Source organism: Acidovorax sp. GW821-FHT10E03, assembly GCF_059415205.1.
This window is the reverse complement of the sequence record NZ_JBWKMU010000010.1, coordinates 144779-167734: the sequence shown is the minus strand read 5'-3', so window position 1 is coordinate 167734 and position 22956 is coordinate 144779. Positions and strand designations below refer to the sequence as shown.

21 protein-coding genes are annotated in these 22956 nt (G+C 68.6%); 5 read left to right on the top strand and 16 right to left on the bottom strand.

The window, feature by feature from the left end; all coding sequences use genetic code 11:
* Nucleotides 1-18: 18 nt before the first annotated feature.
* From AC07OD_RS18900 to AC07OD_RS18880, 5 genes are all read right to left on the bottom strand, one after another.
* Nucleotides 19-1716, bottom strand: a complete 1698-nt coding sequence (locus AC07OD_RS18900) for a restriction endonuclease subunit S (protein WP_494597726.1) — start codon at nt 1714-1716, stop codon at nt 19-21.
* Nucleotides 1713-3320: a type I restriction-modification system subunit M gene (locus AC07OD_RS18895; RefSeq protein ID WP_494597725.1), complete on the bottom strand. Its 1608-nt coding sequence runs from the start codon at nt 3318-3320 to the stop codon at nt 1713-1715. Before AC07OD_RS18895 ends, AC07OD_RS18900 begins: the two co-directional genes overlap by 4 nt.
* A gap of 134 nt (nt 3321-3454) precedes the next feature.
* Nucleotides 3455-3916: a Cu(I)-responsive transcriptional regulator gene (gene cueR, locus AC07OD_RS18890; RefSeq protein WP_494597724.1), complete on the bottom strand. Its 462-nt coding sequence runs from the start codon at nt 3914-3916 to the stop codon at nt 3455-3457.
* Nucleotides 3913-4086, bottom strand: a complete 174-nt coding sequence (locus tag AC07OD_RS18885) for a heavy-metal-associated domain-containing protein (RefSeq protein ID WP_492246188.1) — start codon at nt 4084-4086, stop codon at nt 3913-3915. Before AC07OD_RS18885 ends, cueR begins: the two co-directional genes overlap by 4 nt.
* A gap of 237 nt (nt 4087-4323) precedes the next feature.
* Entirely contained in the window at nt 4324-5451 is a 1128-nt protein-coding gene (locus tag AC07OD_RS18880) for a flavodoxin family protein (protein WP_494597723.1), read from the bottom strand.
* A gap of 194 nt (nt 5452-5645) precedes the next feature.
* On the opposite strand from AC07OD_RS18880, the gene AC07OD_RS18875 reads away from it, so the two are divergent.
* The 3 genes from AC07OD_RS18875 (at nt 5646) to AC07OD_RS18865 (ending at nt 10487) form a co-directional block, all read left to right on the top strand.
* Nucleotides 5646-7922, top strand: a complete 2277-nt coding sequence (locus AC07OD_RS18875) for a heavy metal translocating P-type ATPase (RefSeq protein WP_494597774.1) — start codon at nt 5646-5648, stop codon at nt 7920-7922.
* 112 nt (nt 7923-8034) lie between these two features.
* Entirely contained in the window at nt 8035-9690 is a 1656-nt protein-coding gene (locus AC07OD_RS18870; RefSeq protein ID WP_218296405.1) for a methyl-accepting chemotaxis protein, read from the top strand.
* 218 nt (nt 9691-9908) lie between these two features.
* Nucleotides 9909-10487: a hemerythrin domain-containing protein gene (locus tag AC07OD_RS18865; protein ID WP_218296406.1), complete on the top strand. Its 579-nt coding sequence runs from the start codon at nt 9909-9911 to the stop codon at nt 10485-10487.
* Between the two features lie 13 nt (nt 10488-10500).
* Here AC07OD_RS18865 and AC07OD_RS18860 read toward each other — a convergent pair whose 3' ends face one another.
* The gene (locus AC07OD_RS18860; RefSeq protein WP_218296407.1) at nt 10501-11604 is read right to left on the bottom strand and encodes an alkene reductase; all 1104 of its coding nucleotides are present in this window, start codon (nt 11602-11604) and stop codon (nt 10501-10503) included.
* A gap of 179 nt (nt 11605-11783) precedes the next feature.
* Here AC07OD_RS18860 and AC07OD_RS18855 point away from each other — a divergent pair, with 179 nt between their 5' ends.
* Entirely contained in the window at nt 11784-12995 is a 1212-nt protein-coding gene (locus AC07OD_RS18855; RefSeq protein WP_494597722.1) for a YbfB/YjiJ family MFS transporter, read from the top strand.
* A 165-nt stretch (nt 12996-13160) separates the two neighbouring features.
* Here the strand turns inward: AC07OD_RS18855 and gstA are convergent, their stop codons facing one another.
* The 7 genes from gstA to AC07OD_RS18820 all read right to left on the bottom strand — a co-directional run bounded on the left by gstA (nt 13161) and on the right by AC07OD_RS18820 (nt 20585).
* A complete protein-coding gene (gstA, locus tag AC07OD_RS18850; protein ID WP_369640963.1) occupies nt 13161-13769 on the bottom strand; it encodes a glutathione transferase GstA in 609 nt (202 codons plus the stop codon).
* Nucleotides 13770-13872: 103 nt separating this feature from the next.
* Entirely contained in the window at nt 13873-14643 is a 771-nt protein-coding gene (locus AC07OD_RS18845) for a class II aldolase/adducin family protein (protein ID WP_218296410.1), read from the bottom strand.
* 167 nt (nt 14644-14810) lie between these two features.
* Entirely contained in the window at nt 14811-15530 is a 720-nt protein-coding gene (locus AC07OD_RS18840) for an Ig domain-containing protein (protein ID WP_494597721.1), read from the bottom strand.
* Nucleotides 15527-17254, bottom strand: coding sequence for a tail fiber domain-containing protein (locus AC07OD_RS18835; protein WP_494597720.1), 1728 nt, complete (start codon nt 17252-17254; stop codon nt 15527-15529). Before AC07OD_RS18835 ends, AC07OD_RS18840 begins: the two co-directional genes overlap by 4 nt.
* Nucleotides 17255-17267: 13 nt before the next feature.
* A complete protein-coding gene (locus AC07OD_RS18830; RefSeq protein WP_494597719.1) occupies nt 17268-18851 on the bottom strand; it encodes a tail fiber domain-containing protein in 1584 nt (527 codons plus the stop codon).
* Between the two features lie 201 nt (nt 18852-19052).
* Nucleotides 19053-19517: a carboxymuconolactone decarboxylase family protein gene (locus AC07OD_RS18825; protein ID WP_218296414.1), complete on the bottom strand. Its 465-nt coding sequence runs from the start codon at nt 19515-19517 to the stop codon at nt 19053-19055.
* Nucleotides 19518-19667: 150 nt separating this feature from the next.
* Nucleotides 19668-20585 (bottom strand): RNA polymerase sigma-70 factor, encoded by a 918-nt coding sequence (locus AC07OD_RS18820; protein WP_494597718.1) that lies wholly within the window; start codon nt 20583-20585, stop codon nt 19668-19670.
* A gap of 354 nt (nt 20586-20939) precedes the next feature.
* Here AC07OD_RS18820 and AC07OD_RS18815 point away from each other — a divergent pair, with 354 nt between their 5' ends.
* A complete protein-coding gene (locus AC07OD_RS18815; protein WP_492806757.1) occupies nt 20940-21308 on the top strand; it encodes a VOC family protein in 369 nt (122 codons plus the stop codon).
* Between the two features lie 30 nt (nt 21309-21338).
* Here the strand turns inward: AC07OD_RS18815 and AC07OD_RS18810 are convergent, their stop codons facing one another.
* The 3 genes from AC07OD_RS18810 to AC07OD_RS18800 form a co-directional block, all read right to left on the bottom strand.
* Entirely contained in the window at nt 21339-21617 is a 279-nt protein-coding gene (locus AC07OD_RS18810) for a YkgJ family cysteine cluster protein (protein WP_218296417.1), read from the bottom strand.
* Between the two features lie 79 nt (nt 21618-21696).
* Nucleotides 21697-22305, bottom strand: coding sequence for an NADPH-dependent FMN reductase (locus AC07OD_RS18805; RefSeq protein WP_492246143.1), 609 nt, complete (start codon nt 22303-22305; stop codon nt 21697-21699).
* An 80-nt stretch (nt 22306-22385) separates the two neighbouring features.
* Nucleotides 22386-22910: an anthrone oxygenase family protein gene (locus tag AC07OD_RS18800; protein ID WP_494597717.1), complete on the bottom strand. Its 525-nt coding sequence runs from the start codon at nt 22908-22910 to the stop codon at nt 22386-22388.
* Nucleotides 22911-22956 lie beyond the last annotated feature (46 nt).

Sequence of the window (22956 nt, the reverse complement as noted above, 5' to 3'; positions counted from 1 at the left end):
TGAGCAGGACGGTGGAGCTTAGAGATTCCAGTGGCGCTGAAGGGCTTCAGGCGGCAACGTGTCGATGATGTATTGCAACGGGATCGTCTCGTTCTTGGGGGTGCGCTCGTAGGCGCTGTCGTGCGATGCCGTCTTGGTCTGCCCAAACTTCATGTCGCTGCAGTAACGGACGGCCCATTCCAGGCTCTCCACCACTGACCGGCTGAGCTTGCTGAAATCGGCATCACGCAGGGCCGTGAGTTTCTTGTCATTGCGGCGCAGGGCGGCACGCATGGCGTCGTCGTCAAAGTCGCTGAACATCCGTTCGCCAATGAGCACCCGCGTGGCGTCGTAAGCCGACTGAGGGACCGGGCCATGGGGTAGTGCGCAATAGGTCTCGTTGTAAATCTGGCGCCCGTGGTGCTCCAGATGGTGCCTGTCCGCAAAATAGATCGCCTTGAGGGTGTTGTAGAGATCGCCATCGGGCATGCGCTTGGCAATGAAGATCAATGCTTCTAGGCCAATGGACGCTTGCAATTGCTGCAATTGCTGCAATTGCTCAAGGCTTTGGGCCGGAGAGCGTGGGGCAGCCAGAGTCAACTCACCACTGAAGGCCTGCTGCTGCAGCGAGGCAAACAGTGCATCCAGCGCGGCCAGGGCGCGGCGGTGGGTGGCTTTGAGGGCTTCGATGGAGGCGATGCGGGTGGCGAAGGTTTGTTGGAGGGGGAGGGGGGGATTCCCAACTTGGATAGAGAGCACCTTTTCCTGCGAAATGTTCTTCATTGATCCGCTGGTTCCACTTGCGCGCTGCCCGATCTCCTGCCGGAATTTGGGTTGTCTGAAAAGATGCATTACATATAGCGGAGCGGCTTTAGATGGGGTGTGCCAGACAAAGCGCCACAGTTTGTCCGGTAGCAACAGGTTATCCGGCGTCTCATCAACGTATGCAGTGGCTCCAATCAATTCACTGGTGTTGGCGCGACTGAACAATAAATCCCCGGCGCGCACGATGTGGGATTGCGGAGGGGCGTAGTCCGTTGGCACAGCCTTGCTTTGTTCTGGCTTGTACTCAAGAGATGTGACAGCGCTGACCTTTAGCACTCGATATTTCGAGGCTGAATCTTCCTCATCATCTGCGACAAGGCTTTTCCCACTCTCAAAGCCTGCAACGAAGTCGTTCACTGTCACCTTGGGCCAACCTCGGTCATTCGCCACCGGGTCCCCAAACATATCGAGAAAGAGGGACTGGGTGAGGCTGTCGAGCAGGGCCAGGGCGGTGCGGCGTTGGGTTCGGAGGGTTTCGGCTTGGTCGAGGATGGCGGCGATGCGGCGTTGTTCTTCCAGCGGAGGGAGCAGTATTTCGACCCGATAAGCATCTTCACGATTCAATCCAGGAACAGCAGCAGCCCTGTTCATTTGATTCAAACCAGCACGGCACAGGCGATGGAAGAGCCACCGAATATCTGCTTTGGTTGCGCTGCGATCCACGTAGTAAGTGGTGTCGATAGGCCAGCAGGAGGCTTGGGAGAAATTGACTTCCCCGTGCGAGCCTTTGCGCCCAATGACGATGGTCGGGCCTTCGGTTATTGCGGAGTTGTGAACCCCAACAACCCCATTTGAACCAAATACAGAAACGTCTCCACCTGCACGCGCAGCTTCAGGCAGGCTTTTGCCGTACTTGAATTCGCATATGTCACCCAGACGAGTGAGCGCCCATTTCGCGGTTACCGCACTCACTTCAACATCCCCTCCAACACCTCCATCCCCCGCGCAATCTCATCCTCCAGCGCCCGCAGCTCCGCCAAGATCTCCCCTGGCGCCCGGTGCTGCACCTGTGCATGCACCACTTCCTTGTACCGGTTGATGCTCAGGTCATATCCATTGGCCTCAATGTCGGCCTTGGGCACGCAGAAGCTCTGGGCGGTGCGGGGGCGGGTGAGTTCAGGGGAGGGGTGGGATTGCCGCCCGGCTTCGACAGGCTCAGCCCGAACGGTTTGGAGGGAGCGCCACCGCTCCAGCACGTCAGGCAGGTTGTTTTTGGCGTGCTCTGCTTCTGATAGCTGGCTGCGCCCGTCCACAAAGCGCTGCAGGCCCAAAAGGCTTGCATCCAGCAGGGGCTGGCGCTTGTCATCCAGGCTCCAGCCGTCGGCCTGCATGTCGTAGAACCACACGTGGTCGGTGCCGCCGCTCATGGTTTTGGTGAAGAGCAGGATGGCGGTGCTGACGCCCGCGTAGGGCTTGAACACGCCGCCGGGCAGGCTGATGACAGCGTCGAGCTTTTGCTCTTCCACCAGCTTGCGGCGCAGTTCTTTGTGGGCCTTGCTGCTGCCGAAGAGCACGCCGTCGGGCACGATCACCGCTGCACGCCCGCCGGTCTTGAGCAGGCGCAGGAACAGTGCCATGAAGAGCAGTTCGGTCTTCTTGGTCTTGACGGTTTGCAGCAGGTCTTTGGCGGTGTTTTCGTAGTCCAGGCTGCCCGCAAAAGGCGGGTTGGCCAGGATGAGGCTGTAGGCCTCGGCATCGCCCGCTGCGCCTTCGGCGAGCGAGTCGCGGTATTCGATGGCGGGGTGTTCCACGCCGTGCAGCACCATGTTCATGCTGCCGATGCGCAGCATGGTGTTGTCGAAGTCGTACCCGTGGAACATGCCGCTGTGGAAGTGCTTGTTCTGCGCGGGTACGCGCAGCATGTCGGGGTAGGTGCGGCGCAGGTATTCGCCTGCGGCCACCAAGAATCCGCAGGTACCCGATGCGGGGTCGCAGATGGTGTCCTGGGGCGTGGGGGCGGTGAGCGCCACCATCAAATCGATGATGTGGCGCGGCGTGCGGAACTGGCCGTTTTGCCCGGCGGATGCGATCTTGCCGAGCATGTACTCGTACAGGTCGCCCTTGGTGTCGCGGTCGTCCAGGGGGATGGTGTCGAGCAGGTCCACCACCTTGGCCAGAAGACCGGGTGTGGGTATGGTGAAACGCGCATCGCGCATGTGGTGCGCAAAGGCAGTTTCAGCCGCAGGGCCGCCCGACATCTGCAGGCCGCGCAGGAAGGGGAAGACCTGGTTGCTGAGCACGTCGAACATGTCGGCGGGCGCCATGTTCTTGAAGCGCGACCAGCGCATGTTTTCCAATGGCCTGCCGTTGGGGTCGAATCCCTCGGGGATGATGCGCACCGGCGCTGTCTTGAGGCGCAGGGCCTTGTTGTCTTCGCGGGTCTGGTCGCTGTCGAGCGCGCGCAGGAAGAGCAGGTAGGTGATCTGCTCGATGACTTCGATGGGGTTGGCGATGCCGCCGGACCAGAATGCGTTCCAGACCTGATCGACCTTGTTTCTCAATTCACCGGTAAGCATGGGGTAGCGCGCGCAGCCAAGGAAAGTAAAGCGGCGAGTCTGCCATGGTCAGGCGCTGCCTGTCTGGGCTGTTTTGTGCTGTTTTTGGCCTGTAGCGCTTGCCTGATAGGCGCCAGCAGCTATCAAAAACGGAGTCAACCGCCCGCCGCACCCGCCAGGTCATCCAGGATCGGACAATCCGGCCGCTCGTTCCCCTTGCAACACGACACCAGCGTCTGCAGGCTGCGTTGCATGGCCTGCATCGAGGCAATGCGCTCGCTCAGGTCGTCGATGCGCGCCTGGGCGATGCGCTTGACCTGGCTGCTGGCGCGGCTGCGGTCGTGCCACAGGGCGAGCAGCTCGGCGATCTCTTCCATCGAGAAGCCCAGGTCGCGGCTTCTGCGGATGAAGTGCAGGGTGTGCACGTCGGCCTCGGTGTACTGCCGGTAGCCGCTGTCGGTGCGGGCCACGGCGGCCAGCAGGCCCAGCGACTCGTAGTGGCGCACCATGCGGGCCGAGATGCCCGCGCTGCGCGCCGCTTCTCCGATGGACAGCGGCCGGCCCGGCAGCGCGGGCTCTGCGCGGTGGCGGGCCGGTGCGCCGGGGGTGGCCGTCATGGCGCGACCGCGTAGCCTTCTTCGGCGATGGCGCTGGCCAGGGCCGCGCGGTCCGCGTCGGTGTTGCCCACTTCCACGCGCCCCGTGCCGCGGTCGATGCGCACGGTGGCATCCGGGTCCACCCCTCGCACGGCCTGCGTGACGGCACGCTCGCAGTGGCCGCAGGTCATGCCCTGCACGGTGAAGAGCTGCGTGGAAGAAGAAGAAGGAGAAGGCGACGGGGAAGAGATCGGGGAAGTGGATGTCATGGCGGCCTCCTGTGCCGATAAAGTGCTTGAACACCTGCAGCGTAAACCTTCACATCATGGCAAGGTCAAGCCCCCCGGGGAATTCCCCTTTGTTTGCTATTGAAAATATAGCTGCTTGCGCAATATGGACAAGCGCCACGGCGGAATTTTGACCGAATCCTATTTGGGCCGTGGCCTGCGCACGCCTGCGTCGGGCTGCACCAGGCGGCCGGCGCGCAGCGCGGTGATGGCCACGGCCAGCGCCTGGGCGGCGCCGCGCACCTCGTCCTGCACGGCGGTGTCCCGGTCCAGCGCGGCATGGCTGTCGGCGTAGCTTTCGTAGTAGCCGATGTAGCGGTCCAGCCGCGCGGCGGGGCCGGCGTCGATGAGGCCCATCCAGTCCAGCCAGTCCGACAGGCCGCGCCGCGTGCTCTCAATGCCCGCCACGTCGCCGTGCACCGCCAGCGCATAGGCGCGCCCGGCCAGGTGCTTGGGGTAGTCCCAGCCCGCCAGTTCCAGCGCCTTGGCTTCGGCGGCCTTCTTGCCGTGGGTGCTGGTGGGGTCGGGGTTGCCGCCGTCGGCGCACACCAGGCGGTCGATCATGAGCTTGAGGGGGCTCGGTGCCTGGTACCAGTACACGGGGGTGAGGATCATCACGCCGTGCGCGGCGGTCCAGCGCTCGTAGATCTCGTTCATCCAGTCGCCGGTCTGGCGCATGGCGTGGTTGGGGTAGCAGCTGCACGGAAAGTGGCACAGCGGCATGGCGGTGGAGACACAGCCCTTGCAGGGGTGGATGTGGCGCCCGTAGTCCGAGGTGACGCGGCTCAGGTCCAGCGTGTCCACCTCGACCCCGGCGTCCGCCAGGGCCTCGCGCGCCGTGTGCAGCAGGCGCCAGCTCTTGGAGATTTCGCCGGGGCAGGTGCCATCGTTGCGGGCCGAGCCGCACACGAGCAGGGCGCGCGGCGGCGAGGCCGGGTCGGCCCAGCGGGTGCGCGCGGCGTCGATCCTGGCCTTGGCGTCCAGCCAGTCCAGCGAGAGTTCGTAGCCGGGGTCGGCATGGCCCGGGCCGGCCTTGCGGGTGCGCGGCGCCTTGCGGCCCTCGTCGTAGTTGCGCCAGGCGATGGCCTCGATGCGGTCGATGGCGTCGGCCGCCTCGCTGGCGAAGCGCGGGTCCTGGAAGTCCTGCAGGAACCGCTCGCGGAAGGCCGCGCGGTCCAGAGGCGCGGAGGCCTGGCCAGTGCGCGGCTGCGGCGCCGCAGCCGCGGCAGCGGCGGGGGGAAGAGCGTGGGGCGTGGAGCGTGTCGTCATGCGGCCATTCGATCACCAGCCCGTGGGGCTGCGTATCGGACAAGGCGCCGTGTGGGCTGTCGGCGGCGGGTGATCGGCAGCCTGCCGGGCCGGGGCCTGCCGAGGTGCTTGACCTTGCCATCATGTCAAGGTGTACCGTGCTCCCCATGGCCATACAACACCTTTCCTCTCCCGCCGGTCCTTCCGCCACGCCCATGGCTTTCCCGCCCCTGGATCTGGGCATCGGCGGCATGACCTGTGCCAGCTGCGTGGCGCGCGTGGAGCGGGCGCTGCGCAAGGTGCCCGGCGTGCAGGATGCCACCGTGAACCTCGCCACCGAGTCGGCCCGCGTGGCCTGGGCACCGGGCGCGGCCACCGCCGACGCCGAGGCCATGGAGGCGCTGCTGCGCCGCGCCGTGCGCAATGCGGGCTATGAGCCGCGCGCCGCGGGGCCGGCCGAGGCGCCCGAGGATCTGTCGCCCTGGGCGGGCTTTCTGCCGGTGGGCATCGGCCTGCTGCTGTCGGCCCCGCTGGTGCTGCCCATGCTGGGGGAGCTGTTCGGCCTGCACTGGATGCTCCCGGCCTGGGTGCAGTTCGCGCTGGCCACGCCGGTGCAGTTCGTCCTGGGCGCGCGCTTCTACAAGGCGGGCTGGCATGCGGTGAAGGCCCTGGCGGGCAACATGGACCTGCTGGTGGCCCTGGGCACCAGCGCGGGCTGGGGCCTGTCGGTGTGGCTGTGGCTCACGGCCCATGAAGGCCATGCGCCGCACCTGTACTTCGAAGCCTCTGCCGTGGTGGTCACGCTGGTGCTGCTGGGCAAGTGGCTGGAGGCGCGCGCCAAGCGCCAGACCACGGCCGCCATCCGCGCGCTGCATGCCCTGCGGCCGGACCTGGTGCACCTCCTGGGCAGGGAGGGCGAGGTGGACGTGCCCGTGGCCGAGGTGCTGGTGGGCGACCAGCTGGTGGTGCGGCCGGGCGAGCGCATCCCGGTGGACGGCACGGTGCACGAGGGCCACACGCAGGTGGACGAATCCATGCTGACCGGCGAGCCCCTGCCGGTGGCCCGCGATGTGGGGGCGGCGCTGACGGGCGGCTCGATCAACGGCGACGGCCGCATCGTGATGGCCGTGACCGCGGTGGGGGCCGAGACGGTGCTGTCCCAGATCATCCGGCTGGTGGAAGACGCCCAGGCGGCCAAGGCGCCCATCCAGCGGCTGGTGGACCAGGTGTCGGCCGTGTTCGTGCCCGTGGTGCTGGTGGTGGCCCTGGCCACGCTGCTGGGCTGGCTGTGGATGGGCGTGGGCATCGAGGCCGCGCTGATCCACGCCGTGGCCGTGATGGTGATCGCCTGCCCCTGTGCGCTGGGCCTGGCCACGCCGGCGGCCATCATGGCGGGCACGGGGGTGGCGGCCAGGAACGGCATTTTGATCAAGGACGCGCAGGCGCTGGAGCTGGCCCACAAGGTGGACACGGTGGCCTTCGACAAGACGGGCACGCTGACCGTGGGCCAGCCCCGGCTGACGGCGTTCGAGGTGGTGCCCGGCCTGGACGACGCGGCCGTGATGGCCGCGGTGGTGGCGGTGCAAAGCGGCAGCGAACACCCGCTTGCACGCGCCGTGGTGGCGGCCGCGGGCGAGCGGCAGGTCCGCGTGGCGGCGGCGCAGGATGTGCGCGCCGTGCCCGGTCGCGGCACCGAGGGCGATGTGGCCGGGCAGCGCTACCTGGTGGGCAGCCTGCGCTGGATGCAGGAGCTGGGCGTGGAGATGGGCCCCCTGGCGGCGCGCGCCCGGGCGCTGCAGGACGAGGGCGCCACCGTGTCGGCCGTGGCCCAGCGTGCGACCGAAGGGGCAAGCGGCGCACGCTATGTCTTGCGTGCCTTGATGGCCTTTGGCGACGAGCCCAAGCCCGGCGCGCGCGCGGCGCTGGCGGCGCTGAAGGCGCGTGGCATCCGCACCGTGATGATCTCGGGCGACAACCGGGGAGCGGCCGAGGCCATGGCCCGGCGCCTGGGGCTGGACCCCGACGCGGGTGAGGTGATGGCCGAGGTATTGCCGGGTGACAAGGCCGCCAGGGTGGCCGCGTTGCAACGGGGTAGCGAAGAAGTCCCTCCCGGAGGGCAGCGACCCGGCGCAGCGGCGCGGCGCGGGCGCCGTATTGTCGCGATGGTGGGCGACGGCGTGAACGACGCCCCGGCGCTGGCGGCGGCCGATGTGGGCATGGCCATGGGCAACGGCACGGACGTGGCCATGCATGCGGCGGGCATCACGCTGATGCGGGGCGACCCGATGCTGGTGGCCGCGGCGCTCGACATCTCCCACCGCACGGTGATGAAGATCCGCCAGAACCTGTTCTGGGCGTTCGCGTACAACGTGGCCGGGATTCCCCTGGCGGCGATGGGCTACCTGAGCCCCGTGGTGGCTGGGGCGGCCATGGCCTTGAGCTCGGTCAGCGTGATGGCGAATGCCCTCTTACTGAAGCGCTGGCGCATGTGATAAATACGTACAGTGCGGTCATCGATGTCTGGCAAACTGCAACGCTTTGTTGCAGGCCGGTGGCTTCGAATGCAGGCGCGGCCCCTCCATACCCATAAAAGGACGACACATCATGAATCTCTTCTCGTTCATGCGGCAGTTCACCATCCGAATGCGCATGCTGGGGGCCATTGCGGTGGTGCTGGGCCTGCTGGGCCTGCTGGGCGGCGCGGGCATGCTGGGCATGTTCCGCATCCATGACATGAGCCAGAACTTCATGGACAACTCTTTCGCCAAGGTGGGCTACATGGCGGAGCTGCGCGGCGAGATGGGCTCCGTCCGCCAGTACGAGAAGGACATGATCATTGGCTACGAGAAGCCGGAAGCCGTGAAGGCCGCGCACGACAAGTGGCTGGCCAGCCAGGACAAGGCCAAGAAGATCGCCGCGAAGTTCCTGGAGGGCGAGGACGACGCGGACAACGTGGTGGTGCGCAACATCATCGCCAGGCTGGACAGCTACCGCGAGCTGTTTGCCCATGTGGCCCGGCAGCTGGAAGCCAGCGGCTACGACACCGCCACGATTGCCAACCGCATGAGCGGCAAGGCCGTGGCCGAGTTCGACCAGGCCGACAAGCTGGTGGGAGAGCTCGATACCGTGCTGCGGGCCGAAGTGGCCCAGTCGGTCGAACAGCAGGGCCGGGTGTCCAGCGAGACCAAGTGGCTCTTCGTCCTGGCCGTGGTGATCACCGTGGTGGTGGTGGTGCCCACCACGCTGATGAACATGAACTCGATCTGCCACCCGCTTGAAGAGGCGCGCCGCATGGCGCAGGCCATTGCCGGGGGGGACCTGTCCCAGAACATTGCCGCCGAAGGCAAGGACGAAGTGGCCGACCTGCAGCGCGCGCTGCGCGACATGCAGCAGGGCCTGGGCGCGCTCGTGGCGCAGGTGCGGGACGCCAGCGGCAACATCGCCACGGCCAGCCAGGAGATCGCCATGGGCAACCAGGACCTCTCGCAACGCACCGAGCAGACGGCGAGCAATGCCCAGGAAGCGGTGGCTTCGCTCTCGCAGCTCACCTCGACGGTGCAGCAGACCGCGTCGTCGTCGCAGATGGCCAACCAGCTGGCGGCATCGGCCTCCAGCACCGCGACGCGCGGCGGCTCGGTGGTGCAGCAGGCCGTCTCCAGCATGCAGGAGATTTCGGCCTCCAGCCGCAAGATCGGCGACATCATCGGCCTGATCGATTCCATCGCCTTCCAGACCAACATCCTCGCGCTGAACGCCGCCGTGGAAGCCGCGCGTGCCGGTGAGCAGGGGCGGGGCTTTGCCGTGGTGGCCAGCGAGGTGCGCAGCCTGGCCCAGCGCTCGGCGGCGGCGGCCAGCGACATCAAGGGCCTGATCCACAGCAGCGTGACGGCCGTGGACGGGGGCGTGCGCCACGTGGAGGATGCGGGCACGGCCATGAAGGAAATCGTGGCCAGCGTGCAGCGCGTGGGCGACATCATCGGCGAGATCACGGCGGCGGCGTCGGAGCAGTCGGCCGGCATCGGCCAGGTGAACCAGTCGGTGGGCGAGATCGACCGCATGACGCAGCAGAACGCGGCGCTGGTGGAGGAATCCGCGGCGGCGGCCGAGTCCATGCGCGAACAGGCCGCGCGCCTGTCGCAGGTGGTGCAGCAGTTCCGCCTGGCCGACGCCATGCTCCACGCCGCCCACCACGCACCCGTGGAGGCGCCGCAGCACCAGGCGCTTGCCGGGGAGCCTTCCAGGGCACTGCTCGCGCGCTGATGATGGATTGAACCGGTGGCGCCCGCGCGCCATCACACCCGGAATGGGCCCTGCGGGCGGATGCGCATGCAGGGCTTTTTCATGCCCGGCGTGCGGCGGCCGCAGGCGCACCGGCCGCGCGATGCGCACCCGGTCCCCGACGGTTTGTTGACCTGCGTCATGCGCGGGCGGGCGCCTGCATGGCAATCTGGAGGCCTTGTGACCTGGGGAGCACTGCCATGCCGTCGATCAGCCTGCGGACCATCCACGAAGAGCATGCGTCGCTTGCGGCCGTGCTGCATTCCTTGCGCCTGATGCTGGACCAGGGGCCGGGCGACGAGCCCGCCGCGTTCTTCGACGTGATGCGGGCCATGCTGTTCTACATCGACGAATTCCCCGAACGCCAGCACCACCCGAAGGAATCGCAATGGCTGTTCCCGAAGGTGGCCGAGCGTTCGCCGGAGGCGGCCGGCGCCATCGCGCAACTGGAGCGCGAACACGCGGGCGGCGAGGCCGCCGTGCGCGAGCTGCAGCATCTGCTGCTGGGCTGGGAGCTGATGGGCGAGGCGCGCCGCGACACCTTTTCCGAGGCCCTGCGGCGCTATGTCGCTTTCTACCTGGAGCACATGCGCCTGGAGGAAACCGTGGTCTTGCCAGCGGCCCAGGCATGCCTGCAGCCTGGCGACTGGGCCGCGATCGATGCGGCGTTTGCCGGCAATACCAACCCGCTGGCGCCCGGCCAGGCGCGGGACCCCGCCTACGATCGCCTGTTCACGCGCATCGTGATGCGGGCGCCCAGCCCGATCGGGTTGGGCTGACGTCGCGCCCGCCTCAGGCCGACAGGGCGGGGTAGTCGGTGTAGCCCTCCGCGCCGCCGCCGTACAGCGTGGCGCGGTTGACCTCGTTCAGGGGCGCGCCGCGCTCCAGGCGCTGCACGAGGTCGGGGTTGGCGATGAACGGCCGGCCAAAGGCCACGATGTCCGCGCCGTTCGCGAGCGCGGTTTCCGCCAGCGCCTTGTCGTAGGCGTTGTTCACCATCCACGCGCCCTGGCCGCCGGCCGCGCGGTAGGCCGCCTTCAGGGCCGCGTAGTCGAAGGGGCGGTCGGGCAGTTCGCGCGGGCCGCCGGTCGCACCCTCGATCACGTGGATGTAGGAAAGGCCCAGCGGGCCGAGCTGGCGCACCACGTAGTCAAACAGGGGCTGCGGGTCCGCGTCCACCACGTCGTTGGCGGGCGTCACGGGCGACAGGCGGATGCCCGTGCGGCCGGCACCGATTTCCTGCGTGATGGCGGTGACCACTTCGACCAGCAGCCGGGCGCGGTTCTCGATGCTGCCGCCATAGGCGTCGGTGCGGTGGTTGGCGCTGGTCTTGAGGAACTGATCGATCAGGTAGCCGTTGGCGGCGTGCACCTCGACGCCGTCGAAGCCGGCTTCGATGGCAGCGCGGGCGGCACGGCGGTAGTCGGCCACGATGCCGGGGATCTCGGCGATCTCGAGCGCGCGGGGCTCCGAGGTCTGGGTGAACGTGGGCACGCCGTCCTTGATGAGCACGGTCTTGGTCTTGGCCTGGATCGCCGACGGGGCCACGGGCGCGGCATGGCCCGGCTGCAGGTCGGTGTGCGAGACACGGCCCACATGCCACAGCTGCACCACGATCTTGCCGCCCGCCGCGTGCACGGACGAAGTGACCTTCTTCCAGCCGGCGATCTGCTCGGGCGCATACAGGCCGGGCACGTCGGCGTAGCCCTGTCCCTGGTGGCTGATGGCGGTGGCCTCGGAAATCAGCAGGCCGGCGCTGGCGCGCTGCGTGTAGTAGGTGGCCACGAGGTCGGTGGGCACGGCGTTGGGCGAGCGGTTGCGCGTGAGCGGTGCCATGGCGATGCGGTTGGCCAGCTGCAGGTCACCGGCTTGGACGGGGTCGGACAGAAAAGGCATGCGGGGCTTTCAAAAACGGGTTGCACACAATCGATCAACCCCGGAAGGTTAATGCTGCAGCGCAAAACGTGCAGCGCACATGCGTCAACAAGGGCTCTGGTTTTGTGCTATCCGGGGCTGGCCGGCGGTGTGCGGGGGGCCGCGGCGCGCTGGCGCGGCCTGGGGCAGAATCAAACGCCATGCCGCCCCGCCATCCTTCCCCCCGCCCCGTGCCCGCGCTGTGGCTGGCCGTGGCGCTGTCGATGGGGGCGGCGGTGTCGCTCGGCATCACGCGCTTTGCGTACGCGCTGCTGCTGCCGCCCATGCGGGAGGACCTGGGCTGGTCCTACACCCTCGCGGGCGCGATGAACACCGTGAATGCGCTGGGCTACCTGGTCGGCGCGCTGGCCACGCCCTGGCTGCTGCGGCGTGCCGCACCCGGGGCCGTGCTGTTGGCCGGCGCGGTGCTGGCCACCGTGTTCATGGGGCTCTGCGGTTTTTTCACCGAGGCGGTGCCGCTCCTGCTGCAGCGCCTGCTGGCCGGCGGGGCGAGCGCGCTCGTGTTCATTGCCGGCGGCCTGCTCGCCGCGCGCCTGGGGGCGCAGGAGCCGGGGCGCAGCGGCCTGCTGCTGGGGCTGTACTACGGGGGCACGGGCTGGGGCATCAGCCTGTCGGCCGTGCTCGTGCCCGCCGTGCTGGCGGCGGCGCCGTCCCCGCATGCCTGGACGTGGGCCTGGTGGGCGCTGGCGCTGGCCTGCATGGCCGCGACGGCGGCCCTGTGGTGGCCCGCGCGTGTGCTGCGCGGGCTGGCGGTGCCCGCGGATGCCCCCCGGGCCTTCAATGTGGTGCCGCCGCCCGCCCGGGTGCGCTGGCGTGCGCTGGCGCCCGCGCTGCTGGGCTACGGCCTGTTCGGCGTGGGCTACATCGGCTACATGACCTTCGTCGTGGCGCTGCTGCGCGAGCAAGGCGCCAGCGGCACGGCGGTGACCTGGTTCTATGCGCTGCTGGGGCTGGCGGTGGTGCTGTCGTCGCGCATCTGGGCGGGGCTGCTGGACCGCAGCCGTGGCGGCCAGGCGCTGGGCCTGCTCAACGGGCTGCTGGGCGTGGCCACCGTGCTGCCCGCGCTGACGTCGGCCTGGCCGGTGGTGCTGGCCTCGGGCCTGCTGTTTGGCGGCGTGTTCCTGTCGGTGGTGGCATCGACCACCGCCCTGGTGCGGCACAACCTGCCACAGGTGCTGTGGGCCAGCGGCATCAGCGCCTTCACCATTGTGTTCGCCGCCGGGCAGATCGTGGGGCCCACGGTGGTGGGCTGGATCGCCGATGGCCCGGGAGGCCTCGCGCGCGGGCTGGTGTTCTCGGCCTGCGCGCTGTGGTTGGGGGCGCTGGTGGCGTGGCGGCAGAAGCCGCTCTAGCGCATCTGGAGTTTTGGCCGTGCGCCGCGCTACGCGCTCCCAATCGATACTGGCGCGGCCTAGGCCAGGAACGCCGGGCAGGGGCCGCCCCGCAGCGAGGGCGTTGTCCCCCTGCCCGCGTAGCGAGAGCGGGGGGAAGGCGCGCAGCGCCTCAGGGGGGTGTCCCTATTTCAGCAGGCCTTCCACCTTCATGGCGGCCTGCACGGCGGGGCGGGCCGCCACGCGGGCGGCGTAGGCCTGCAGGTTGGCCAGGCTGGAGATATCGATGCCGGTGGGCTTGTGCCAGCCTTGCACGGTGAACAGGTAGCCGTCGGCCACGGTGAAGTGGTCGCCCATGACGTACTGCTTGCCGGCGAGCTGGCCGTCCACCCACTGCAGGCGCTGCAGCAGCCTGTCGCGCGCCATCACCTTGTATTCCTCGGGCGTGGCGGGATTGAAGAGCGGGGTGAAGCCGCGGTGCAGTTCCATGCCGATGAAGGTGAGCCATTCCTGCAGGCGGTAGCGCTGCAGCGTGCCGTTCTGGGGGGCCAGCATCTTGAGGGGCACCTGGTCGGCGATGTATTGCACGATGGCGGGGCCTTCGCGCAGCCGCGTGCCGTCGTCCAGTTCCAGCATCGGCACATAGCCCAGCGGGTTGATGCCGTAGTAGTCGGAGCCGTCCTGCAGCTTGTGCGTCTTGGTGCTGGCCAGCACGGGCGTGTAGGCCAGGCCGGCCTCGTGCAGTGCGATGTGCGGGGAGAGCGAGCAGGCGCCGGGGGAGTAGTAGAGCTTCATGGACGGATCCTCGTGAAAAGTGGGAACCCTCCGATGCTATGCGCTGCACCGTCTTTCTGCTGGCACGGGGGCACGGCCCCGCGCCCCCTCGCGCCACGGCGCCTCAGACGTCGTGGCCGGGCATGTCGCGCTGCACCTTGCGCAGCAGCGCGGGCCATGCAAACGCACCGCCCAGCCCGCCTGTCTGCACCCGCATGGCCTGGGCCACGCCGCTCACGATCTGCGGGTTCACCGAGGTCAGCGCGCCGCCGGCCTGCGCGTCGATCTGGATGCGGCAGGTGTTCTCGAAGGTGTACATCGACAGGAAGGCATCGGCGATCGTCCTGCCCACGGTGAGCAGGCCGTGGTTGCGCAGCATGAGGAAGTTGGCCTCGCCCAGGTCGGCCTGCAGGCGCGGCTTTTCCTCGTCGCGAAAGGCCACGCCCTCGTACTCGTGGTACGCCAGCGAGCCCAGCACGAAGGTGCTCTGCTGGCTGATGGGCAGCACGCCGCCCTGTTGCGCGCTCACGGCCACGCCGGCGCGCGTGTGGGTGTGCAGCACGCACCCCGCCTCGGGCCGGGCCTCGTGCACGGCGCTGTGGATCACGAAGCCCGCCGGGTTCACGGGAAAGGGCGAGTCGTGCAGCTTGTTGCACTGCATGTCCACCTTGATGAGGCTCGACGCGGTGATCTCGTCGAACATGAGGCCGTAGGGGTTGATGAGGAAGTGGTGCTCCGGACCGGACACCGACTCGGGCAGCTTGGCGCTGATGTGCGTGAAGACCAGGTCGCTCCAGCCGTACAGCGCCACGAGCCGGTAGCAGGCCGCCAGGTCGCAGCGCAGCTGCCATTCTTCGGGGCTGACGCTGTCTTGCAGGGAAGGGATGTTGAGCATGGGCTTGTCTCCGCGTTGGGGATGGTGGGAGACCCCAATGTAGAACGATGCGGGGCGCGGGACTGTCAGGCAGGCTACACACGGCCCCCATGGATCGCTTTGCGTGCGCGTTTTCCCTTCAGGAAGGCAAAGGCCCCGCATGCGGGGCCTTTTTCCGTGCAGCATCGTCAGCGCAGGTGTTGCTGCCGCCGGATCTGGCGCCGCCCCAGCCAACCGAGTCCCAGCGCCGCGATGGCCAGCGCCCAGGGGGCATCCACGGGAATCTGGGCCGCTCCGGCCACGGTGATGTTCAACGTGAGCGTCGACGACAGGCCGTTGGAATCCGTGACCACGACCACCAGCGAATAGCTGCCGGGGGTGGTGGGGGTTCCGCTCAGCACGCCGCTGGCGCTCAGGGACATGCCGGGCGGCAGGCTGCCGGAACTCACCGCGAACGTGTAGGGGCCGGTTCCACCCGCCACCGTGATCTGCCCGCTGTACGGCGTGCCAGGCACCAGCATGGGTGGCGGGGTGATGACCAGCGCACTGGCCACGGCGCCCGAGCCTGTCAGGTCCAGCTCGCGGCCCAGGAAGTCGGACACCGTGATGGTGAAGCTGTACGCCGCTGCGGTGGTGGGGGTGCCCGTGAGGGCGCCCCCGGCCGACAGGCTCAGGCCGGCGGGCAGCATGCCGGTGCTGACCAGGAACTGGTACGGCGCCACACCATTGCTGCCCACGAAGGTCACGCTGTAGGGCACGCCCTGCACCGGCACGGGAATGGTGGAAGGTGTGACGTTGATGCTCTGGGCGCCTGCTGCGGCACCCCACAGCAGCAGGCCGGCGGCGCCCGCTCCCGCGAGGAGGTGCCGGCACCAGGTGGCTGCAGCCCGCGCTGCACGGGCCATCATCGCGCGCCTCCGCGCTTGCGCGCAAGCTGCTGCTCCAGGGCCGAAAGGCGTTCCGCCAGGGCCAGGAGTTCCTCATCCTTGGCGGCCAGCTTCTGGTGCAGGGCCTGGACCGTGGCGGCCGCGAGGCCGGCGACATCGCTGGGCGCGAGCGTACGGGGGCTTTCGCCCACCTTGAAGCGGTGGTGCACGTCTTCGGCCATGGGGCCCAGGTGCAGGCTGGCGTTGAGGTCGCTCAGGTAGCGCCACGCATACAGCGGCAGTTGCGCCACCTCGCCCAGGATCGCGTGGACCGGTGCAGCGGTGATGTCGTGCTTGAGCGTGCGGCTGGAGCCCTGGCTGAGCGTGCCGGCCACCATCAGGCCGCCATTCGACTGCACCGACAGCGCGTTGCTGCCGCTGCCGCTGGGGGCCAGGCCCACGGCGGTGGCGGTGGCATGCTGGGTCCAGTACGCCGTGCCGGTGCCGTGCGCAAGGCGCGCGGCGATGGCGCCGTTGTTCTGCAGTTCCATCTGCACGCGCGGGGCCAGGGCAGCGCCCGCCGTGTTGTCGACCAGCAGGCTGCCGGAGCCGTCGGCGCGCCGCAGGGTCAGGGATGCCATGGGGCGCGGAGTCCCCATGCCGACGTTGCCATTGCCGGCGATGTCGAGGCTGGAGTGTGGAGCCCCGGGGCGAATGCGCAGGGGCAGGCGCGAGCCGCCCGTGACGTCGCGCACGAAGAAATTGGCCTCGTTGCCGGCAATGTCCCAGGTCTGGGCCGTGAAGCCGCTGACGTTGCTCTGCTCCTGCCGCAACCCCGGTGTGTCGGTGGACACCACATGCAGGTCCAGCACGGGCACGGCCGTGCGTATCCCCACGCGACCCTGCGGGCTCACGTACAGGCTGTTGGCCGGCGCTCCGGCCAGCCAGCGCACGGGGAACTTGGCACCCGTGACATCCTCGATGCCCATGAAGCTGGCTCCGCCGCTGGCACTGTCATTGGCGACCAGCGTCCAGTCATTGCTGGGAAACGGTGCAACGCGGGTGTCCTGAAACCCGATGCGCAGGTTGTTTTCCTTCAGCCGCAGGGTGTCGTCGCCAAAGCCCTCGTTGATGGCGCAGTCAAATCCCGCGCAGACGCTGCCCTGGATGATGTGGTCGTCGCTGACCAGCTGGTCCTTGGCCACCATGCGCGTGCTTGCGCTGGCCAGGGTGGAGCGGGTGGAAGGCGTAGTGGCGCTGTCGCTGCCGCTGTCTGCCGCGCCGACCTCGCCCCGGGGCGGCACCTGCGGTGGCAACACGAAAGCGCCGCCCGCCACGGACACGCTGCCGCTGAGCATGGCACCGCCGGCGCCCGAGGGTGCGGACGGGACCAGGGCCGCCGTGGCGTCGTCGTGCCGCACGGCGCTGGTGGTGGGGGCGAGCGTCAGCTCGTAGGTGTAGTGCCCGTCGGGCAGGGGGGTGTCCTGCAGCGAGAACACCAGCGGGCTGCGCAGCACGAAGTCCTGGGGCATGCCGCCGTCGCGCGCGATGCGCAGCACGGCGCGGCCATGGGGCGCGGCGGGGGTCCATTCCAGCCGCTGGGCCTGCAGGCGGGACGTGATCGCGGCGGCACCGGCGGCGTCGCCTGGTTGTTGTGCCTGCACGCTCTGGCACAGCAGCAACGCTGCGAGCGCGGTGGCCATCATCAGCAAGGCCGTGGCGCGCGGCTGCGGCCTGTCCAGGAAGGCGTTGGGGTGGTGTGGCATGGCTGGCACCCTCTTAGCGCGCGGGCTTGGCGGGGGCCGCCATCTGCGCTTCCAGCAGGGAGATGCGGGCCCTGATCGCGGCGATGTCGGCTTCGCGTTCGGTCACCTTGCGGGCCAGCGCCTGCACGGCGCCCAGGGTCACGCCCGCGAGGTCGCCGGGGGCCAGGCTCCTGTCGTCCTGCCCGAGCTGGAAGATCTTGCGGAAGTCCTCGGCCATGGGGCCGACGTGGCGCTCCTGCGCGGGGCTGGACTTGTAGCGCCAGTGGTAGAGCGGCAGGCTCAGCACTTTTTCCAGCAGGGTGGTGCCGTTGACGGGTTCGATGCCCGTCTTGAGCGTGCGGCTGGAGCCGGTGCTCAGCGTGCCGGTGATGGCCAGGTTGCCGTTGGCCGCCAGCGTGAACTGCGGTGTGCCCGCGCCCTGCGTGGCCAGGGTGAGGGCCGTGCCGGAGGTCATGTCCCAGCCGGTGGCCGGTGCCGTGGTGAAGCGCAGCGTGGCGGGGCCGTTGTTGGCCAGGTTCAGCAGGGTGCGCGGGGCGGCTGTGCTGTTGGTCTCCTGCACCAGAACCTGGGCGGTGCCGTCGTTGCGCAGCACATGCAGCGCGGCGGACGGCGATGCGGTGCCCAGGCCAACGTTGCCCGATGCGGCAATGTCCAGGCTGCTGGTGGGCGCTCCAGGGCGGATGCGCAGCGGCAGGCGCGAGCCGCCTGTGAGGTCGCGCACGAAGAAGTTGGCCTCGTTGGAAGCGATGTCCCAGGTCTGCGCCGTGAAGCCGCCCGCCGAGGTCTGTTCCAGGCGGAGCCCGGGCGTGTCGCCCGTCAGGGCGTGCACGTCCAGCACCGGCGTGGCGGTGCGCAGGCCCAGGTCGCCGCCGGAGCTGACGTAGAGGCTGTTGGTGGGGGCCCCGGCGCTGACGGTGAAGACCTGGTTGCCGGAGGTCGCATCCTCGATGGCGAGGTAGGAGGCGCCGCCCGAGGCGGTGTCGTTGGCCTTGATCCGCCAGTCGTTGGTGGGAAACGGGCTATTGCTCGTGTCCTGGAAATGGATGATGGGATTGGCTCCCTTGAGCCGCACCGTGTCAAAACCGAAGTTCTCGTTGTTGACGCAGTCGAGGCCCGCGCACACGCTGCCCTGCACGATCAGGTCGTCCGCAAGCAACTGGTCCTTGGTGGAGAACGTGGTGGCCGCCGACTTGGGGCGTGGTACGGGCGCGCTGGACTCGGCGCCGCCGACCACCAGCTGGCCCTGGGCCACGACAAAGGAGCCGGAAACGATGCGCTGGTGCAGGGTGGCCTGGGCCAGCGCGGGGTCCATGACGAGCGGGGGATCCAGGCTCAGCTCATAGAAATAGCGTCCGTCGGCCAGGCCCGCCCGCTGGGGCTCGAGCACGATCGGGGCGCGTGGGAACGCCATGTCGGTGACGGTGCCGTCGGGGCGTGCCAGCCGCAACTTGCCCGCGCCGTGGGGTGCGTTGGCGGTCCAGGTGATGCGCTCGCTCTGGCGTGTCGTGGTGATGGACGCAGCGGGAGCCTGCGCGGCGCAGGTGGCGCCGACGAGGCTCGCCATCAGGGCCATCGCGGTTCGGTGCAGGAAGTTCATGGCGGTGGTCTCAAAAGCGGGTGGAAGCGCACGGGAAGGCCGGTAAGGCATCTTTGCGACACCAGTTACCCATGGAAACACTTGAGTTTGAGCGACCGGGACTGCGGCGTCAATCCGCAGTTGCGCACGGGAGAGGGGTTGTGGGGGCCGAAACCCTCTCCCGCGCGCCAGGCCCGCCCCTGCGGCGCGTGGGAGGACGCTTCAGCCCGCTTCCGGGATCGGGGCGCGCATCCCGGCGTTCACCAGGTTCCAGGCGTTGATCACGGCAATCGCAAAGCCCAGTTCGGAGATTTCGGTCTCGTTGAACACCGCCTGCAGCTTCGCGAATTCCTCGTCGCTCGCATCGCTGTGGGGCGTGGCGGTGATGATCTCGGCCCAGCGCAGGGCGGCGCGTTCACGCTCGCCGAAGAACGGCGCCTCGCGCCAGCCGGCCACGGCGTTCAGGTGGCGCGGCTCCATGCCGTCCTTGACCAGGTAGGTCCAGTGCATGTCCATGCAGTACGCGCAGCCGTTGATCTGTGAGACGCGCAGGAAGACGAGTTCGGCCAGGCGCGCGCCCAGCGGTCCCTTCTTGAGGGTTTCCGACAGGCTCACCAGGCCCATGAAGGCCTTGGAAGACAGCTTGTGGTAGGGCAGGCGGGCGGTGTGCTGGGTGGTCGATGGCATGGCAGATCCTTGGGTGTAAGTGGCAATGGCCTGGGGTTGAAAACGTTGGGCATGAAGGCTGCGGTGGTGTTGCTGCTGCTGCCTTTCATACTGGTTAGACGTGGCCGGGTCTGCCGCTGTGACACGGTGCCCCGAAAAAACCTCAGCGCGTCACCCCAGCGTGTCCGGGATGCCCGCCAGCTTGTCCGGGTTGCGCACGGCATAGATGGCCACGATGCGCTCGCCGTCCGTCACGAACGCCTGCGCCGATTCGATGCGGCCGTCCACGTAGCGCAGCAGGCCGGGTTCGCCGTTGAGGAGCGCCATGCGGTAGACCACCAACGCGCCCAGGCGGCGGAACTGCGCCCAGTACAGGTTGGCGATGCGGAACGGCCCCACCAGCGGCTTGGGAAAGGATGGCACCTTGCCGCCGCCGTCGCCAATCAGCTGCGCGTCTTCGCTGAGCAGCGCCTCGATGGCGTTGCGATCGCCGCTTTGGGCGGCCCGCATGAAGCGCTGCAGCAGCTGGTGGTGCACGGCCTGCGGCACCTCGAACCGGGTGCGCGCCTGCTGCACGCGCTCGCTGGCGCGGTGCACCATCTGGCGGCAGCTGGCCTCGCTCTTGCCCAGCTGCGCGGCGATCTCGGGGTAGTCGTAGTCGAACACCTGGCGCAGCAAAAAGGCCGCGCGCTCCTCCGGCCCCAGGCGCTCCAGCACGTACATGAATGCCACCGACAGCTCGCCCGCCAGCTCGGCGGCCGCCTCGGGGGTGTCGTGGTGGTGCGGTGCGTCGCCGTGGTGGTGGTGCAGCTCCACCAGCGGCTCGGGCAGCCACCAGCCCACGTAGGCCTCGCGCTCGGCCTTCAGCACGCGCAGCCGGTCGATGGCCAGCCGCGTGACCACCGTCACCAGCCAGGCCTCGGCCGATTGCAGCACGGCCACATCCTGGCGGCTCCAGCGCAGCCAGGCGTCCTGCAGTACGTCCTCGGCATCGGCGCGCACGCCCAGCATGCGGTAGGCAATGCCGAACAGGCGGGGGCGCAGGGTGGTGAAGGGGTCGGTGGCGGTGGGTGCGGGGTTCGTGGTCATGGCGGTGTCGGGTGGCGTGCGGCAGGCAGGAGCGTGTGGGAAGACTGTTCCGTGGTCCTGCATAGACGTTGGAGGCAGCGGTGGTGTGACAGGGCGGCCTTGGTTGCTTTTATTTTGATAGCTATTGGCGCTTGTCGGTAAAGCGCTGGAGGCATTTTTGAGCAGAACCGAAGGCTGCGGGAATGACCGTGTTGTACGCAACCGGGCGTGCGCAGGCAACCCCCGCGCGGGGCCCGTGACGGGGAAGGGACGGCCCGCGGAAAGGCCTGCGGCGCCCTGGCGGGGCCGTCATTGCGCCGGGCTGCGCGATGGTTCACAGTGCGGGTTTCCATCCCGCAACCCAAGGAGCGCAGCATGGCCCATGCATTGAACTGGTTCGAGATCCCCGTGACCGACTTCACCCGCGCCAAGACTTTCTACGAGACGGTGCTGGGCATCACCATCGCGCCCATGGAAATGGGCCCGACCAAAATGGGGATGTTGTCCTCCGACCCCGCCGCCGTGGGCGGTGCCCTCGTGCAGGCGGAGGGCAGCGTACCCTCGCAGAACGGGACGATGGTGTACCTCAATGGCGGCGAGGACCTGGCCCCCCTGCTGGCGCGCGTGGAGCCGGCGGGTGGGGCGGTGGTGGTGCCGAAGACGGAGATTGGCAACGACTTCGGCTTCTTTGCCCACTTCATGGACACCGAGGGCAACAAGGTCGGGCTGCACTCGATGAAGTAGCGGGCGCGGACCCATCGGGAGGACCGCCGGTCACCCCGCCGGTTCGCCCACGCTCCCGGGCTCCGTCAGCCGCTCCAGCCGCGCCAGGAAACCCATGGCCTGCTCCGTGCTGGTGCCACACATCTCGGCCGACGGCATCAGCCCCCCGCACACCGCCGGCCGCTCGGGTTGCCCAAAAATGAGGCAGCGCGCACCGTCCCCCAGCTGAATGCACCGCACCCCCGCCGGTTTGCCCTGGGGCATGCCCGGGATGGGCGAGCTGATGGAGGGGGCGGTGCAGCAGGCGCCGCAGCCGGGGCGGCAGTTCATGGGTGGTTACTATTATTTATATAGCTGCTAGCGCTTATGAATAAAGCGCTAGAGGCCAATTTGATTCAAATTTTGGCGTTCACTGGCCAGCGGCAGCATCGCCGTGCAGGCGGCTGGATGCCCACAGCACCTGGTCCACCACGGCGCGCACGCGGTCGCGGTGGGCTTGCTGGATGAGAGCGCCGCCGTCGTCGAATGCGCTGCCGGCCGAGCCCAGCGCAAACGCCTTGGGTGCCAGCCAGCATTCGGCGTTGATGAGCAGGGGCGCCAGGTGGCTTTGCGAGCGCAGGCCGCCCAGGGCGCCGGGCGAGGCGCTGAGCATGCCCACCACCTTGCCGCGAAAACTCTTGCCGCCGTCCTGCCAGTCGGGGTTGCCTTTGACCGGGCTGGAGGCCCAGTCGATGGTGTTCTTGAGCAGGGCGGTGTAGCTGCCGTTGTACTCGGGCGAGCAGATGACCCAGGCGGGGTGCTGCCACAGGATCTCCTTGAGCCGGATCACGTCCGCCGGTGTGCCCTGGGCTTCGAGGTCGGCGTTGTACAGCGGGATGTCGAAGTCCGACAGCTCCAGCAGCGTGACCGTGGCGCCCGCGTCGCGTGCGATGGCGGCGGTGGCGTGGGCCAGTTTGCGGTTGAAGGATTGCTGGCGCGTGCTGCCGGCGAAGATCAGGAGGGAAGGTGTGTGGGGCATGGTGCCTGCGATTGGAGCACAGGCGCGTGGCAGGATTCCTGCAAGCCGGGAGGCCGGTGCGTGGCGCTGCGCCTGCGCGGCTACGTGCGGCGACCCGCAAGCCGCCCCACCAGCGACCCCAGCGCCGCCATGAAACAACCCAGGCTGAGCAGCGCGCGCCACAGGTTGGCGGCGTTCCACCGGTCGCGCACCTGGGCCCAGCCGGCGGGCAGGGCCTGGGGGTTCCAGGCTTCGGTGGTGTGGTTGAGCGGCAGGTTGACCTGCTGGGTGAAGAACACGATGCCCAGCAGGTAGGCCACGCCCACCCCGGCCAGCAGGCGCCACCATGGCGCGCGGTGTTCACGCCAGGCCGTGGCCAGGGCCAGCGCGCACCACAGCGGCGGGCCAAAGAACAGCACAAAGAACAGCGCGTGCCGCACGTTGCGGTTGAAGGCCGATTGCACGGTGGCGTAGATGGCGCCGTCCATCTGCAGCAGGGCCAGGTTGATGTTGGCGCTGTAGGTGCCGAAGAACCCTGCCATGAGGCCGAGCCACACTACGGCGAGGGCGTGGGGGATCAGGGAGAGCGGGGGCGGCGCGTTGCTGGGGTGCTGGGCGGTGGTCATGGGCGGGCTGGTGGGGGTGATGCCCGCACAAGCCGCCCCCAGTGCC